Source organism: Psychrobacter sp. P11G5 (assembly GCF_001593305.1).
Lineage (GTDB): Bacteria > Pseudomonadota > Gammaproteobacteria > Pseudomonadales > Moraxellaceae > Psychrobacter.
In genome coordinates, this window is the sequence record NZ_CP012533.1 from 1,252,698 (window position 1) to 1,269,522 (window position 16,825).

Here is a 16,825-nt window from a genome sequence, read left to right on the forward strand (position 1 = left end):
ATTAGCGCTTAAACCTTAGTAGTCCTTATTATGATTTAGTATCGCATTGAGTGTACTATTCCAAGCCTTAGTCAGATTATAATGTATTTAAATCACTGCTTATTTAAACGCTATTTATGTAAGATCCGCTATCAAAGAACATTTATATAAAACTATTGATATAATGCCCATCGCTATGAAATAAAGACTATAAATTATGGAACAAAGTAAAAACGCTGTAGAGCAAAAACCCGTATTTATGCCTAGAGTCAACAGTGACAATCTGGTAAAAACGGACATGGTTAGGTTTGAGCGGCATGTGGGGTTTGCAAGTCGCCAAAAGAAAAAGTCCATTAATGACCTACATCAAGTCATTCGCAAAAAGTATGGATTTAATAATGTCTTGGAGCTATCTAGTAAGTCTGGCAATAAGTTAAGCTTTTTGCTGAGTCCACTCAGCTTACAGCTCACTGATGAGCATAGCGGCGGGCAGTATAGTGTCGAAAACATCTTTCAGGCCAGTAAGGTTTTTGAACAGGGTGGTCCCTATACTGACTTGCTAACGGCGCCGCCAAGACAAGCCAAAAAAGATGAGCGCTTACACGACTCAGGTCAGCTTGTTGGCTACAATGATTTTGGTGTAGAGTGGGGTCTTGAGCCACTAACCGCGTTTTATGATTGGCTTTATATCAATGCACTAAAGCAAAACTCTCAGCTACATGAGGAGGTTATGCAATATCAAGCCTTTACCGATATTGAGTTTAATCCAAAAAAGTCTATCCATTGTGCGGCTTATTCGCTGGCGATGTTTGTGGCACTCAATAAACGAGAGTTGCTCGGTAATGTTGAAGATCCAGGAACGTTTTACGATCTACATACTGAGTTTAAACTGAGTAATACAGAGCATCTTTTGGAGCAGGGTTGGTTTTGATAGTGAACCGTCCCAGGATTGTCGAAGACGAAACATTCTGAGTTAATACGAAAATATTGGGGCGGTTCAAATTGAAAGCTCTGCTTTCACCGCCGTTTTTCGATTAGAGAGTGGCTTCGTTTGTCCGTCCTACGTCTTTTAATTCGTATAAGCTTTTTGATCTTTTAACATCATGAAGAAGCTCTTTCAACGCCATCTCGATTTATACGATTCTGGATACATTTCTAGGTTTTTGCCCATCTCTCCTGAAATAGGTATTGAATCTCCTATATAATGTGAGCCATCTCGTTGTTAATTATCCATTCAATTTAGGCTTTTTTCTTAGCAAGAAAGGCTTTTTATTAAGTAAAAACGGTGCTTTATGTTTAATGCTTCCTCGACTCGTTTAAATAAATACATCAGCGAAAGCGGTATTTGCTCTCGAAGAGACGCTGACCGCTTTATTGAACAAGGTAATGTGTATGTCAATGGCAAGCGTGCTTCAGTGGGCGATCAGGTGGTTGCTGGAGATACGGTAAAAGTCAACGGGCAGCTCATTGAGCCGAAAGAAGCTGATGACTTTGTTTTTATTGTATTAAATAAGCCAGTCGGCATTGTAAGCACCACGGAAAGCTCCGAGAAAAATAACATTGTTGATTTTGTCAGACATAGCGTACGTATTTTCCCGATTGGCCGTTTGGATAAAGATTCTCAGGGTTTAATCTTTTTGACCAGTAATGGCGATCTGGTTAATAAGGTATTACGTGCTGGCAATAACCATGAAAAAGAATATTTGGTGACGGTGAATAAGCCGATAACGGATAGTTTTATTGAAGGTTTAGCCGGTGGCGTGCCAATGCTTGGCAAGATGACGAAAAAGTGCCCGGTTACTAAGGTGGCGCCTAACGTATTTAACATCACGCTAGTACAAGGTTTGAATCGTCAAATTCGTCGCATGTGTGAGCATTTTGGCTATGAAGTCGTGAAGCTTGAGCGTACGCGGATTATGAATGTGAATCTTAAGGGTCTTCCAGTTGGAGATTGGCGAGATTTAACCCCAAAAGAGTTGTCTGTACTACTTAAATCTATAGAAGATTCTTCTGCCAATGCTAGTGCTCCGGCCAAGAAATCTCGTAATGCGCCACGAAAAAAACCTCGCATTGATACCTCTTCAAAGTCAAAGGCGTCTTCAAAACCAAGGGGCGCAGCAAAGGGGAATAGTAAACACCCTAAAGACGGTGCTGGAAAACCAGCGGGTTCTAAAGGTGGGCGTCCTTCTGGTTATGGTAAGAAGGCTGGGGGCAATGGCAAACCTGCTGCAAATGGCAAGCGCCCTGCAAAAGGTCGAGGTTCTCAGCGGTCTTCAAAACGATAGATTGATATGTAGTGCTCAGTTAATTAGGACGCCTGATTAGAGACGCTGTATAAAAATCCAGACAACTTAAGCTATCTTAGGTTTGGGATGATTACATTCGATGCGGGATAAAATAGAGTCTAGTATTAGACGCGTAAGTGGTACAAAAAACCTATCTTATTATCCACTGCAAAAATTTAAAGTGTGATTGCTTTGTTCATTTTTGAAATGGCAATAAGCTAAATAACTTCAACCTTGACGAGATAATATTATATTTAAAATAAAAGTAGAACGTATTGTCAAAAAACCGATTGACGATGTCTTTGAAGCACTAAACGACCATGCCAGTTATGCGTTATTTAAATCTGTAGGTGTTGCTGAGTTGTTGACTGAAGGTGATGAAGAGCGCAATGGCACTGGCGCTTTACGAACAGTACAAACCGGAGCCTTTAAAGTATGGGAGCCAATTACTGCGTTTGAGCGTCCTATTCATATGCAATATCAAATCGAAAAAGCCAAGCCTATAAAAATGGAACACTACAAAGGCATTATTGATTTAAAAGATTTAGGGGATGGAACCACACACGTGACTTGGGTGTCTGAAGGCCGACTGGTTGTGCCACTGATCGGAAGGGTTTTTGATCGTAAAATGCAGAAACAAGGCATGATAGTTTTTAATAGTATGCTTAAATCTTTAGAAAGCCGCTAAGTTAGCGGCAATGTTTACTTTCTATCTCAGTCTTTTAGTAGTGACTTTTATGGTTTGATCTAAGCATAGCTCGTGGAGTGCGGGCAACTACTGTTATTCTTGATCAGTCTTGTTCTTGGCAGCTTCAATTTCATTAAAGCGCGCTAATTGCTCCGGTGTGGCTTGTTGTTGATACTTCTCTTTCCACTCAGAATAAGGCATACCATAAACAAGTTCGCGCGCATCTTCATAGTCGATTTCGATACCACGCTCTTCACCAGCCGCTTTATACCATTTGGATAAACAGTTACGACAAAAGTCTGCAAGGTTCATCAGATCAATATTTTGTACATCTTTGCGCTCGTCTAAGTGAGCTAATAAGCGACGAAATGCCGCGGCTTCTAATTCGATGTTTGATTCTAATTTTGCCATAAATTTTGCCTCAGCGTTAATGCGTGTTTGTGGTTATGTATGATGTCTTAAAAGCAATGGTAACCTATATACTGGTTGCCCGCCTATTACAGATGTAATAATATCAGATGATTCTCTTCTATATTTACAGTTTATCTATACTTACAACTTACTCTTCTAAGGGCTGCCCACGGGTTTGAGAGGCCATTCTTTTAAAAACCATAAAAAAACTGCGTAGCCTTTATCTTTAAAGACGACGCAGTTCTACAGTTTTTGAATATCAGTATTTGAGCATCTATAGATGCCTGATAACACTTAATAACAACAGTCAAGCGTCAATGTGGTTAAGCATTACTTTTCAAATACTCTAACATGGTGTCTGCATCTGATACTTCAAAGGGGTCTATTGGGCAGTTGTCGCCAAAATCAGGTTCCTTAAACACTTTTTTGATGGCTTTATTGTCGATATACATCGAATAACGCCATGAGCGCATACCAAAGCCAAGATTACTCTTATCAACAAGCATACCCATTTTACGAGTGAACTCACCATTACCATCGGGAAGCAAAAAAACGTTTTCACGGTTTTGTTTTAGGCCCCATTGGTACATGACGAACGCATCATTGACAGAAATGCAAACTATTTCATCTATACCTAACGCCTTAAACTCATCATAAAGCTCTTCGTAACGAGGGAGATGGCTGGTCGAACAAGTTGGCGTAAAGGCACCTGGTAGTGAGAATACGACCACTTTTTTATTGGCAAATAACTCATCCGTGGTTAGGTCATACCATGTGAATGGGTTGTCTCCTCCGATAGATTCATCACGAACACGAGTTTTAAAAGTTACATCAGGTACATGGGTAATCATTATTTACTCCGATTTAGGTTATTGTCTTTTTGTTTTCAAAATCCAGCATTTATATGATAATAGTTATAGTAGTTCATAAGCAAATCTTTAAGCTGATATTCACTATATAAGCTATCAAAATATATGGGAAGAGAAGCCAAAGAGTGGTTTATCCTAAAGGACTGATCTTTATTGACGATATGATCTATCTCACAGGCTTTAATTCTACTGATGACCATATTTATAATGGGATAATACTATAGGGCGCTTCACACTACTTTTTTTTATCTGGTTTTATTGCTATGTATCAAAATTAAGAGTAGTTGAGCACAGTAATAAAACCAAGGTAAGCCATATCTCTACATAGCTTGGACTATCAGTGACTGATAAAGGTTTAGAAAGATTAATGGAAGGCTTGTTAAAAAAACTAGGAAAGCGGAAAGCGCTCATAAGACTCAGTAACTGAGTATGAGAAAAAGTATTGAGAAGTATAAAGTTCGGAAGCGATTGACTAGAAGTAGTCATAAAGAAATCTCCTGTTGCTCTGTCTGTGCCAAATTGAAACGACACAGTCACCTTACAGAGCTTACAGAGCGAAAAGGAGTTGTGCGTTTTACCAGTCTTTGTTTTTCATCGCGCTGGAAGTAGCCTTAAACCCACGATGTTTTTTTATCATAACAAGCTGTTTATAATTTGTCAAAAGTGACATTGAGCTATGCTGAAGAAGCCGTACAATTGAAATTGGTAAACTAATGACTCTATGAGGAGCTTATCATGACCAAGAAAAATCAACGCTACAGTGCAGCTTTTAAAGCTGAAACCGTGAACTAGATAGCAGATAACAACGGTAAAGTTTCAGCGACTGCAAAGCAGCTAGGTATAGCCATGCAGACATTATCTAACTAACAAAATACAGCGAATGGAGGTTGTCGTATTCTCTCAGCATATTGAGTCTCCGACAGTACTGGGGTGCCGATGCGATTCACTTTGAAGTAATGAGTTGCATCAGCATTATAAAGCCTATGGTGTAGTGTCAGCGACACTCAAAAGGCACCGATTCTCCTCCAAAGAGTAGCGCTTGTGTAGATAATGGTTTTTAATAAAGTAGAGTATATGAATGAGTTTAGCAACCAAGGTAAGTAGTGATATAATGCCCCGATAATCGATATTTTATAAAAGGTTTATATTATGGCTCGTACAGCTAGCGCATTACATATTTTAGTAAAAGATAAAGAACTGGCTGAGGACATTATTAGTAAGCTTAAAAAAGGCGCCCAGTTTGATGTGTTGGCCAAGAAACACTCAACCTGCCCATCAGGTAAAAAAGGTGGTAACTTAGGTGAGTTTAAACAAGGCGACATGGTACCGGCATTTGATAAAGTCTGCTTCAACGGCGAACTATTTACCCCACATTTAGTAAAAACCAAATTTGGCTGGCATGTGATTAAAGTGCTTTACAGGACATAAGAGTTAGAGTCTGTAGGGGCATAAGAGCTTTGAACTGTTTTTAATAGATGATGCACACAACAAAGCCAGACAATTAAGCTGTCTGGCTTAGCAAAAAACTATCAATCTATTTTAGGACGGGACATAGGTGGCCAAAATCACCGTACCACTACAGTTAGGAAACCCCAACCTTGGCAATGTTAACTGATCGATTTTCATTGGAATGTGTAATTCTACATTAACCTGTATATACTGATATGTAAGGGATTAGGTTTGGTAAATGAATTATAGCTTTAAGGGTGGATTAAGTAAACGTATTTTTTAGTCTGAAGATGGTCACCCCAATATTAGGGTATTTTGACTACTTACCCCTACTCGAGGGGTAAGCGAAATTTGCTGCAATATTAGTTATATCTGATGACTTGATTAGTCTTTCTCTAAAAAGTAGTGAGTCTTTGATTTCTTTTACCTGCCATTTCTGTCCTTAATTGCATCGAAATATATTTAATATATAACGGTTATACAAATATACTCCTGTCTAACTGAGTATCACATGGCTGTATACCTACCATATTTTCCCATGGAATAGTTATCAGGCCTCATCATCTACTATCATAAAAAGATGTACTAAAAACCTCAGCAAGCCAGAAAAGGCTTTGCCATTTGATATTTGATCGTCAGCAATACAAATGCCAAATCTGATAGTGCTAGAGTTGTAAGGTTTGAAGATTGCTTTTGATGCCTCTGGTTTTTTATCAGTAGTTCTATAGGTATCATTCAGAGTAGCTTTTATATCTTTATTACCTGCAATCATCCACGACTGTGCAGGTAAAAGTCTTAAGCTAATCTGTGCAAACCTTAGAAACTCATCTATATCTTTTACCGGAAATGAAAGATAGGCATTATTAATAGTGATTTTTTGTCTAACTATCTGTAGAAACCATAGGTAGTCCGTATGTTGTTGATCACGTAAGATCCAAACTGATTTTAGTATGATGGGTAGGAGCTCATAATTTTCTCTACTTTTCATACTTTTTGGTTGTCGTTGATTCGTTGTTTCAATAAAGCGATATTTTCCCTGGTTAGTAGTAATCTGTGCTATTTTCTCAGCGCGCTCAGCGAATACTTGTGCATCCTCGAGCTTTATGAATGAATGGTTTGCCGATAGTCTGACATCGCCGCTTTCCTCTAAAAGCTGTAAGAATTTGATGAGTTGGTTGATACCATAGCGGTGAACTCTATCGTCTGCCACATTAGCAGTGAACACCTCACTTTCCTTGAACTGATTAGCAATATCAATAGTAAGGTTTACTGGAATATCTCGACTTTGATTTAAGGTTAGTTTTTTTGTCAACTTGCGCGTATCGGAGATAGATATCTTGTTATCGATAATTGGGATGCTATTGGACTTGAGCCTGTCTTTACTAATATCAGTAATGTTTTTAAAGATAACGTAATCTAACTGCATTTCTGTATTGGCAATAGCGTATGTAGTCATAAGCATTGCTGAATGAATATAATACTCAAAGCTTCGGTTAGGAGACACATGCCCAGCTATTCCTGAAATGGCATACCATTTATCTTGAGCATCATGATTAACTCCTAACAGCCCAGTTTTTATCTTGGCAATATGTTGATCACTGTAACCAGTTAATGTTTTCACAAGCTGATCGTCAGCATTCAAAATCAGTGATAAATTGGTAATTGCTGTATGTCTAAATGCATGAAATGTATAGTCCTTCGCTTCGAATAAGCACAGTATTCTTCTCAGTACTGCAAGAGGTTCGGTGTCATCAATTGGATATTTGTCATATGAGGGACTAAATATATAATCTGTCTTATGAAGCTCATTCAACTGTACATATTGATTAAAAAAATTCAATTCCTCGTCAGATAGTAGTGAAAAAGCTGCTACTCGGCGGATACTACCTTGAGTTTTTGTGCTGCGGTAAATATTTGGACGAATAACTAGCGACGGTTCGCCAAGGGTGAATCCCTCAATATCTGCATACCTTAATCCAAGCAATTCTTTCTTCCGCATGCCTGTACGATATGCGAGAACAAACAACAGCTTGTACATATCGACTTCGAGTGAATCAACAAGCTTTGGTATGTTTAACAGGATTGCTTGATAAGCTAGCGGTGAAATCCATTCGCTACGTACCACTCTTTGTGTTTGAGCTTCTTTAATACTTACTTTAGGGAAATGATAGTACTTAACCCCTATGTCATGTAGACGCTGCAGCAGCTTTGCTGAGTATTGAGTATCTTTGTTATTACGATAGACAGATTTATGCTCTAAAATCTCTTCGTAGCATTCTTCAAAATCCTCACTACTATAAGTATTTAAAGGCTGTCCTGATAAGAAATAAAGCCATTCATAAGCTACCGAGCTCAAATAGCCTTGAATAGTTTCTTTTTTGGGACGAGGCGTTGCATTAGATCTAGATAATACAAACTTTATTAAAATATTTTCAGCAATATCACGTTCTTCATTTAACATGTTCGTTAAAGAGTAGTTGATATCATATTCGTTGTCTTTGATTCTTTCTTTTTGCTTACGAGTGCTGTAATGATTGTCTAATTCTTTATAAATACGTTTAACGATATCTATCTTGCGGACTTCGGCCAGCTCAGCATACCTTACGGTATTTTTGCTGACTTTGGATAGAGGTGCCTCGACTGATAAAGATGGTTTGTTAGTTTTATACTCTTTATTTATCAAGGTGGAAAAATCATCTGTGAGTAGACCTGTGGTTTTACGCTTGCCTTGTGCAACTCCTATTAGTGCTTGATCAACAAAGACATTGGGCATCATTTCCCAATGATAACTTGCATAACTTAGCAACCATGGTAGAGAAGGAACCTTGTTTTTAGATACTTGCAAAACCTCACTTAAATGGTTCCTTATTAATCTTTCAATATCCGTGCTTGTCCTAAACTGATAAGGCTCGTTAAATTTTCTACATCGGTATAACCAGCATTGGCTGATGACGTCTAGAGAGACTTGCTGAGTAATGTATAAAGAACTCTTTTTTACATTAGTAGATTCTACTCTTTCATTACCATAATTTTTTGTAGGGTAACGTACAGAAACAATGACATGATGATCATTGAAAGCAGTTAAGACTGGTTGATCTAACAGAGTATTGACTAAAGCAGCCAGTAGTTCTTTATCGTTAATCCCGCCAAAAGCTATTAGTGAAAACACAAGCGAAACTAAGGACTGATTTTGATCTTTACTTGCCGCTGCCCAGTCTGCCATCACCGCTTTAGTTATTTTATTAAAAAGCTTGCCATTTTTTACCCAGTTTTCATCAATTGAAAGTGGACTCTCTTTTACTAAAACAGGCTCGCTAGGTAAAGGGTAGTGATACTCTGATTGCATATAAAACGTATTGTAGTAGCTGACAAATTTAGACAAAACCTCCCAAGCATATCGAAATTGAGCCATTGAAGTATAAATTTTAGAACAGACTTGATGAATCAGCTTGTGTGCTTGTTTTAAAAAACCTTCGAAATACTGTTCATCAAGTGGGTATGTCATTAATGCTAATTGTTCTAAATAATCAGTATAAGTTACTTCCCATTGCTTTAGTTTGATATCGTTAGTTGGCTTAGGATGTTTTTCTAGGTAGATCTTTTTGTATTTCTCTGTTGAAAGTATCTTGTATTCGTAAAATCTTTTGTCTACATCTGCTTGATTGACTAAAGCCTGAAAGTCTTGGAATGCTTGTTTTTGAATATCTTCCCATAGAGTTTGAAATATATTCAGCAACTCGTACTTTTGATAGGTACGTATTGATACGTCATTCTGGTTTACATTCAAGGCGTTTCTATCACCTTTTTTTTCGGTGAAGCCAGCAATGATTTTAGGTGGAAAAATATTTTTATTTACGATTGACGGATTAATAGGATGTTTTTTTACCTCACGAGCCTTACCTTTTTTCTTGCGTTTAGATTTTTGAGTTTGATGCGGCTTTGCTAGTTCTTTACGCGACTGATTGCTATCGTTATTCGATTTATTTTTTGATGGTTTCATTTGCTATCACATTTTTAGATTCATTTGTTGTGCGATTTCTTCAAAGGTATCACGCACTTGCCAAATTTGTTGCTTATTTACTGATGAGAACTGTCCCAATGCCTCTTGTCGGTTTTTCTCATGCCCAATCACTGTATTGATCAAGATCATTGAAACGCCAAGCTTTTCAAGCTGGGTACGTAAGAAGTGCCGTGTCCAATAAGAATCATCAAAAGGCATGTAGTCTGCTAATAATTTTGAGATATGGCTTCGCTTGATTTGAATAAGTTTATCGTAACTATCTGATAGCATATTAAGTAGGGTTAGCTCATCTTGTTCTTGTTTGATCTGATGAATCATTTTATCGACCTTGGCAGTCGCATAAGGCTGATAATCGACAAGAAATAATTGGTACTTTTTTAAAATTGCCAAAAGAGTAGGGCACAACGGGATTAGTCGATGGTTTTTGACAGCCTTATTAGGTTTATCTGCCACTTCGTACCAACCCACCTCTAAGTCAATATCTTTAACATTAGTCAGTCCATTATTTGGACGAGTACCAGTCAACAAACAAAACTGGATCCAAACAAGAGCGCTATACCTGTTGAAGTGCTCCTCTCTATTGTCGTCATTATCAACCCACACCGATAGATCCTGTAAGAAAATATTGACGTATTCTAATGTCAATGCAAATCCAGAGCCTGTAGTAAAATCTGTTCTAGTACTTGGTTTGCTAATAAAACTATCGTCTAATTGGTTGTCATAGTTAAGCAGCTCTATTGCTTGATGATAACGCTTAATAAGAAATTCGTTATTATGACTGCTGTAGTAAGTAGAGGGTGCAAGAGATGCTGGTATTCGGCAAATCAGATCGGCAATATGTTGGTTACCACCTTGAATATATCTGTGTAAAATAATATGCAAAGCGGTTTCAATACGTACTACTGATAGATAGGGCAGGTCTATCTCTTCTTTTATAGTGCGAATATAGTCTAGAATATCCTCTTTATTTGGTAAGTTTCTTTCATGAGAAAGGAATTTTATTAACCTCATTGGCATGGGTAGACGTATGATACGCTTTTGATTTTCGTGAATATTTGCATCATATTCATGCTTACGATCAGTGATTTGTAGTTGATACTGCAAATATGCAGCATCTCCCAAAACGGTGAATAACCCAGAGTTTGAAATGAAACCAGTTGTCATTAAAAACTCTACAGGAACGGCTGTTATCATTGATAGGAGTAAGATAAGAGAGGCTTTATTGTGTTTATAGTCGTGTTGATGTGAATCTATCGCTAATCTGCCAAAAACCTGTTTTAAGCCTGCTACAGAAAGCGTTCTGACATTAGAGTTAAGCTCTAACTCTCTCTGGCTAATATAGCTGTGATGAACGTTTTTTTCTATCCTATGTAACGGTTGCATGTAACGAACTTTCTTATCAGGCAAATCTAAACTGACAATCAGTGGACGTTCTAAAGTATCCATGTACTCTTCAATATTTTTGGGCTTTCTGGAGTTTGGTGAATACAGTTCATAATCAAAATCTGGTATTGCAGGATACTGGTAGTATAAATGCGGAGCATCGCTCTCAATATCATATTTATTTTGATTCCAATAGCTATTTTCTACCCAAGTTGAACCATCCACAAAATCAGCCAATTGTTCGGTGGCTTCACTTTCAAAAGGATCCAAGTATTTATCTTTCTTTTTGCGCTGGCGAGTGATTTTCTTGTTAGGATAGTAGGCTTGCTCAAAGCATTTAACAATCGCGTTAAGCTGTTTAAATTTTTTACTGCGGAACTTGAGGGTTGCTTCACTTTCCTCAGTGTTTATTAGCAGTTCTATTCGTGCTTCTTGTTCGTACGCTACTATTCCTAACTGTTCTACAAAGAATACATAGATGAAATCCACTGTATTTGATAACTCTTCTAGGTCGTCAAGTCTTGGTAAAACTTTCCAAATCCATCGGTTATTTTTAGAGTTAGAGAATACAGGCAATTTAAATCGGTTAATTATATTCGTTAAATGCGTCTTTGCTTTTTTATGATGAGATAATAATAAGTACGTATGAATGGATATACATAGCCATATTATTTCTTTATGCTCATCATCGGTTAAGTTAGCTAACAAGAAAAGTGGTTGTATAATCGGAGGTAATACATTAAGTGTCTTCTTACTGACATCTTCTTGAAAAAATAAACCGTTTTTTATAGCTATTAACTGTTCTATTGAAGGTGGCGATTGTTGTTGAATACCTAAATTAATTGAAGTGGCAATTTCCTCTAGTGCAGCTATCCAGTTCTTACTGTAGTTATATGGATATTCAACACTTAAAAGATCAACTTGTTCAATAAGTTGGTCATCAGTCAACAGAACAATTTGATCACTATCATCAGGCATTATATTTCTCGCGATTTTTTGACTTATTCCGTGCGTTATCGTATGTATTTTGATGGATGTTCATATGTGAGCAAAAGAGTATTATGGGATAATTGTTAAGACCAAATAAGTGTTGGCATTGCTTTTCAGTTAGAGCTTTTTTTAGATCTTGATGGACTTTATAATAATTTAAATTTTCTTGACTACGAATGGCTCTATTGAGAAAGTTAATAAGTTCATAAAAAATAGTTTCCAGCCTATTAAATTTAAGGGATTCGTTGTTATTAACACAGATACATTCTAATTGCTTATCTATAGCCTGATTTATATATTTTTTACAAAAAAATGCCAAAATATAGTTGTTTAAAAAGATGAAATCTTGATCTATGATTGTGATCAGTGTAGTAGCCGCTAGAGCTCTTTCGATCTCTATCTCAAGAAAATCATTTTCTAGTTTTGATGATACTTCATGAGTAATTATATAGAGTTGCTTAAACTCGTCGTGGTAATTAATAAACTGTTGGGAGATATAACTGAGGGAGTATTGTTTAAGTTTCACTTTATAATCCATAATCTGATAGTGTTTCAGGATACATGCCAAGTAATTAAGATAAGGGTACAGTCGAAGCAAGATTTTATATTTGAAGCCATCAAATATTTAATGGTCAATGTATTCCTTTTAAAAAGGCTTACAGCATAAGCGTGGTAGCTTCATAGAGGCTGGCATCGGTAAGGCTAAACTATCACTATAGTAAGAAGATAAAACTTGTCTCATATGTTGGATCTGGTTGTTATATTTCTTTGCATGAATTATGGCTTCATGTTCACTGCGCAGTTTCACAATATAGAATACTGAGTTATCTTTCTTCTTTCGAAAACATAAGGCATAAATAGTTTCCTGAAAAAGTCTTTTGTTTTTAATGCCATCATCAATTTTTTCATATAGTACTGGGTTTTTTAGAAAATCCTTAATATTTATTTCAAAATCATCTAAATAGAAATCTATCGATGTTTTAAATAAGGTTTTGCGTTTAGTTGTTAAGTGTTCACTAATATAAAGTGCTTGGACCCATATTTTATAGTCACGTTTAGTTGTAGTTACTGTACGATAGTGATTTGATGGTTGGCTTTTTTTGTCAAATAGAGGTCTATTATCCTCTGCTTTTTTCATAGACTTTCTTACTAAAGCCAACTCTGAGCATCGTTCATAGCGTTCTTTAGCTAATAAACATTGTTCAGGAGTGATTTTCCATGCTGAATTTTTATGATAAGCAGGAGGTAGGATAGTAATAATTTTGCCATTACGTTCATCTTGGATAGCCACATAATAGAATTTATCTTCTGGACTAAAAAATAGTAAATGACGACGATATGAACCTGAGCTTTGCCCGATGTTTACACACGCTCCATTATCAAGAAGCTTCATTAACTCTAAACTATCCATCGATGTACGCTGGAAGATACGTTTAGCGGCATGAGAAGATGGGTAGGCAAAACGTTGTTCGCGGAAACTAAATTCTTTTAGTTCTTTACTGCTCATAACCTCACCCCCGCTATAAGAATACTAAACACATACCTTGTCGAGCGTAACTTGTAATACCTTTAGCTCTCAGAAATTATAGTCGATTCAATTTAAAAGTAGTACAAGGCAACCGAGTGTAGACGTATATTAAATACTTCAAGCGAGGTCAACGTAGTAATATTTTCATAGTGGAATGACTATAGTAATTTATTTTGTATTTCTGAAACAGGTTGGAGTTTTTCATCTAATATATTCTTAAAATCAGAGTAATTAATATTTTTATATGTTTCTATATCTCCGATTAACTCACCGAAGCTACTGAAGAAGTCTTTATGTGGTTTAGACTTGAGTATATTTTTGTTAGAATCACCAAACTGTTTAGTGAACTCTGCAATAAATTTCTTGATAAAAGGACTAGCATTTTTTCTATTTTCAGGACTGAGTTCTGAGTATATTTTTAAAGCTAAATTCTTTATCTTATCTGATTCTGATTGGGTCACTTTCTCTAAGTCATTCTCATCATCAGACTTGCTATCGATTACTGATTCAGTAGTAGCTCCATATTTATCTGAACTATCTATTGGATTTTTTTTGTCAGAGGGGTCAAGTTGTGTATCTAAAGAAAGTTCCAAGTTGTCATTATGTTCATTAAAGTCTTTATTTTTAGTAGCAATCCTACTGATAATATACTCAGACTCTTCTGAGTTAACTAATTTTTCAGCATCTGAAAGAGGCTGAATAGAGTCGTCATTGGTTGTATTGTTAGGAGTATCTAACTCTTCAGTCGGAGGAATGTTATTAGTTTTAATATTGTCGTTGTCTTTCATTGGTTTTTGAGACTGGGTAGGTTGATTTGAATCGCCATCTCTTTCTTCTATAGCGTCGGACCCTAATGCAGAGTCCTGTTCGTTACTTGCTTCTTTACTATAAGCGAGCTGTATCTCTTCAACTTTAAGATTCACCTGATTGATCATATCTTGAAGCTGAGCTTGATCGATATTACATAACTTAAGCTCTTTGTTTTTCAGATTTGAGAAAAAATTAGGATTAAACATACCTGGCTTTTTTTGATCAATGTTTTTTGCTATATATAAATGGTTTAAATAAACTTCATTTAGTCTTTTGCCAATGAAGTAGGCGATGAGTTGAGGTATATTATTTTTAGAATATACTTCACCTAAAAAGGCTAGGTCAGTTTCTAAAAATTGAAGATTAATCTCATAGTCATTGTCTAATAAATTATAATAATGAACCAAGAAAGAGGTTGCTAAAAGATAATCTCTTTGTTCATACATACCTTCAAAGAATATCTTTTCAGCTATGAGAGAGTGTTGATCTACTAAGCATTCATCATCAGTTGCAAGATACTTTGACATTTTCTCATTATATATAGCGCTTAATTCACTACTATTGCGCCACTTCTTATACTGGTTATATATACTCTTATCTACGATTTCACTAAATTTATAATTACTCACAAGCCAAGAAAAAACATTCTTTTTATTATGCTTTTGGAGTTCTTGGGGTAGCTCTCTACGATTATAATTCTTCAGTAATTTACTAAATAGAGTATTATTATCAAGTTCTGGCTCAACTTCAAATCTTGGATATCCCAGTATCTCAAGAAATTTATTGCCTTTGTCGTGACTTCTTAGCTTAAGTTGATTATTTTTCCATTCACTCCATAGGTTTTCAATTTTACTATCATAATTTAGGATAGAGTGAGATTGTTCTGCCTCATATTCTAGAAGGTCACGACCTTTGATACTTAAGGAGTAAAATCCTTGCACAGCTTGGATGGTGATATAGTCTGAAAAAGGAGTGCGTTTTACGTGGAGATCTTTACTACTATATTCATCAACTAAAGAGGCTAATAAGTAAGCATCCTCTTCATCAAGTGCATTATCGACACTATAGCTCATTAATATTTCGAAACTAGATTCAGAGCCATCAAAATAGCTAATGCGTGACGTTGAGACGCGCAAGTATCCAAAAGCTAACCAATTAAGCCATTCTTTGTGGGTAATAATTATACAGTTACTATTTTCCATTAGAATACATCCCAGTCGTCATTTTCGTCATCATCTACTAAGTGAGGATTCTCAATTTTTTCATAACTACCATTCGGCAAGTCACTTATAAACTTATGCGGGTGTTTACCGCTATACGTTAAGAATAAGTCCTTGCGACTACGTGTTACTGCTACAAACAAAAGTCTTTGATCAAGCTCTGGATATTTTTCTAGAACATACTTGAAAACAATTTGCTTACTTGAATTTAGTTGAGGGACATATACAGTATCAAAATCTAAGCCTTTAGAACTATGGTATGTCATGATATAAACAATTGGCTGTCTATCACTCTCATTCAACTCACCATCGTTATTACCTAGATATCTATATGGTAGTTTATGATATTTAAAATAGCCGTTTACTTGTTTATAATCTAATCTAGCAGAGAAGTCCTTGAGGTCTATATTTTCAAAGGGACCAGGTGGTGATATGTTGTTAGATATATAGATTTGATAAAAAAAACTCTTGATGTTTGAGTGATGAGTGAAAAGTATACAACTGGGACTTCCTGGAGCTGCTCTCTGATGAGCGTTTTCTGCTACCCAGTTTAATTCGGAGGCTTCATTATCAAACTCAATAATCAAAGGCGTATTATCTCCATATGTGTTTTCTGGAGAACCTTCATTAATTTTACTATTGGGTAATATATTTTTTGCTAAATCTCTCATGGATTTAGTTAGTCTTAAAATCTCAGTAAAAAAGAGCTTATTGGGTTTAAAAATGTTGTCTATCTGATGTTCTTTAGCACTTCCTTCATAAATACTTTGCTCACAATCTCCTGCTATAAATAAGAATTTTGAAAGACTTTTAATTCTATTTAGGTCGTTAGGACTAATATCTTGTACCTCATCAAGAAATACAAAGTCATAAATAAGATTGTCTCTTAAAAACTTGGTATGTGTTTGAATGTTTATAAAACCTTTATTCTCAGCCACAAAGGTCTTTTTGATGAGTTCTTTCATGGCATTTGTATAGGTAATAAAGCAATAACGTTCTTGAACGCCTAGAGATTTTCTGTCAGCTCTTAGCTTGACAGCCAAGTTAGCTAGAACTGTTGTTTTGCCAGTTCCTGCAAAGCCTTGAACCCAGTAAACTGTCTTATTATCCTCTCGAACAGATTTTAGCATTTCGTTAATATAACGAGTTTGTCTGTCTCTAAGTTTGTTAAACGGTATCCACCAAGCCATAA

11 protein-coding genes and 1 pseudogene are annotated in these 16,825 nt (G+C 36.2%); 5 read left to right on the plus strand and 7 right to left on the minus strand.

The genetic code is table 11. From position 1 onward, the window contains the following. Positions 1 to 196 precede the first annotated feature (196 nt). The 3 genes from AK825_RS05250 (at position 197) to AK825_RS05260 (ending at position 2,952) form a co-directional block, all read left to right on the plus strand. A complete protein-coding gene (locus AK825_RS05250; RefSeq protein ID WP_068035142.1) occupies positions 197 to 910 on the plus strand; it encodes a hypothetical protein in 714 nt (237 codons plus the stop codon). A 361-nt stretch (positions 911 to 1,271) separates the two neighbouring features. After that, a complete protein-coding gene (gene rluF, locus AK825_RS05255; RefSeq protein ID WP_068035144.1) occupies positions 1,272 to 2,264 on the plus strand; it encodes a 23S rRNA pseudouridine(2604) synthase RluF in 993 nt (330 codons plus the stop codon). A gap of 259 nt (positions 2,265 to 2,523) precedes the next feature. Beyond that, positions 2,524 to 2,952 carry an SRPBCC family protein gene (locus AK825_RS05260; protein WP_227514142.1) on the plus strand — a complete coding sequence of 143 codons (429 nt, stop codon included), beginning with the start codon at positions 2,524 to 2,526 and terminating at the stop codon, positions 2,950 to 2,952. 93 nt (positions 2,953 to 3,045) lie between these two features. On the opposite strand, the gene AK825_RS05265 is transcribed toward AK825_RS05260, so the two are convergent. Continuing rightward, positions 3,046 to 3,363 (minus strand): DUF1244 domain-containing protein, encoded by a 318-nt coding sequence (locus tag AK825_RS05265; RefSeq protein ID WP_068035152.1) that lies wholly within the window; start codon positions 3,361 to 3,363, stop codon positions 3,046 to 3,048. A gap of 323 nt (positions 3,364 to 3,686) precedes the next feature. After that, positions 3,687 to 4,214, minus strand: coding sequence for a peroxiredoxin (locus AK825_RS05270; RefSeq protein WP_068035154.1), 528 nt, complete (start codon positions 4,212 to 4,214; stop codon positions 3,687 to 3,689). Positions 4,215 to 4,967: 753 nt separating this feature from the next. Between AK825_RS05270 and AK825_RS14665 the strand changes: the two are divergent. Both AK825_RS14665 and ppiC read left to right on the plus strand, forming a co-directional pair. Then, positions 4,968 to 5,096 (plus strand): annotated as a pseudogene (locus AK825_RS14665) (transposase); the annotation flags it as partial. Between the two features lie 285 nt (positions 5,097 to 5,381). Beyond that, positions 5,382 to 5,660 (plus strand): peptidylprolyl isomerase PpiC, encoded by a 279-nt coding sequence (ppiC, locus tag AK825_RS05275; protein WP_068035156.1) that lies wholly within the window; start codon positions 5,382 to 5,384, stop codon positions 5,658 to 5,660. A 571-nt stretch (positions 5,661 to 6,231) separates the two neighbouring features. Here ppiC and AK825_RS05280 read toward each other — a convergent pair. From AK825_RS05280 to AK825_RS05305, 5 genes are all read right to left on the minus strand, one after another. Then, the gene (locus tag AK825_RS05280; RefSeq protein ID WP_068035158.1) at positions 6,232 to 9,681 is read right to left on the minus strand and encodes a site-specific integrase; all 3,450 of its coding nucleotides are present in this window, start codon (positions 9,679 to 9,681) and stop codon (positions 6,232 to 6,234) included. Positions 9,682 to 9,687: 6 nt separating this feature from the next. Next, a complete protein-coding gene (locus AK825_RS05285; protein ID WP_068035160.1) occupies positions 9,688 to 12,063 on the minus strand; it encodes a hypothetical protein in 2,376 nt (791 codons plus the stop codon). Between the two features lie 658 nt (positions 12,064 to 12,721). Continuing rightward, positions 12,722 to 13,582, minus strand: a complete 861-nt coding sequence (locus tag AK825_RS05295; protein ID WP_068035163.1) for a hypothetical protein — start codon at positions 13,580 to 13,582, stop codon at positions 12,722 to 12,724. A gap of 179 nt (positions 13,583 to 13,761) precedes the next feature. Further along, on the minus strand, positions 13,762 to 15,615 hold the full coding sequence (locus tag AK825_RS05300; protein WP_068035167.1) for a hypothetical protein: 1,854 nt from the start codon (positions 15,613 to 15,615) through the stop codon (positions 13,762 to 13,764). Further along, complete coding sequence (locus tag AK825_RS05305) at positions 15,615 to 16,823, minus strand: 3'-5' exonuclease (protein WP_068035168.1); 1,209 nt, start codon at positions 16,821 to 16,823, stop codon at positions 15,615 to 15,617. The genes AK825_RS05300 and AK825_RS05305 overlap by 1 nt, the downstream gene beginning before the upstream one ends. Positions 16,824 to 16,825: the final 2 nt, after the last annotated feature.

Coding starts and splice junctions, on each gene's coding strand:
- AK825_RS05250 (WP_068035142.1), top strand. CDS start 197: ATGGAACAAAGTAAAAACGCTGTAGAGCAAAAACCCGTATTTATGCCT.
- rluF (WP_068035144.1), top strand. CDS start 1,272: ATGTTTAATGCTTCCTCGACTCGTTTAAATAAATACATCAGCGAAAGC.
- AK825_RS05265 (WP_068035152.1), bottom strand. CDS start 3,363: ATGGCAAAATTAGAATCAAACATCGAATTAGAAGCCGCGGCATTTCGT.
- AK825_RS05270 (WP_068035154.1), bottom strand. CDS start 4,214: ATGATTACCCATGTACCTGATGTAACTTTTAAAACTCGTGTTCGTGAT.
- ppiC (WP_068035156.1), top strand. CDS start 5,382: ATGGCTCGTACAGCTAGCGCATTACATATTTTAGTAAAAGATAAAGAA.
- AK825_RS05280 (WP_068035158.1), bottom strand. CDS start 9,681: ATGAAACCATCAAAAAATAAATCGAATAACGATAGCAATCAGTCGCGT.
- AK825_RS05285 (WP_068035160.1), bottom strand. CDS start 12,063: ATGCCTGATGATAGTGATCAAATTGTTCTGTTGACTGATGACCAACTT.
- AK825_RS05295 (WP_068035163.1), bottom strand. CDS start 13,582: ATGAGCAGTAAAGAACTAAAAGAATTTAGTTTCCGCGAACAACGTTTT.
- AK825_RS05300 (WP_068035167.1), bottom strand. CDS start 15,615: ATGGAAAATAGTAACTGTATAATTATTACCCACAAAGAATGGCTTAAT.
- AK825_RS05305 (WP_068035168.1), bottom strand. CDS start 16,823: ATGGCTTGGTGGATACCGTTTAACAAACTTAGAGACAGACAAACTCGT.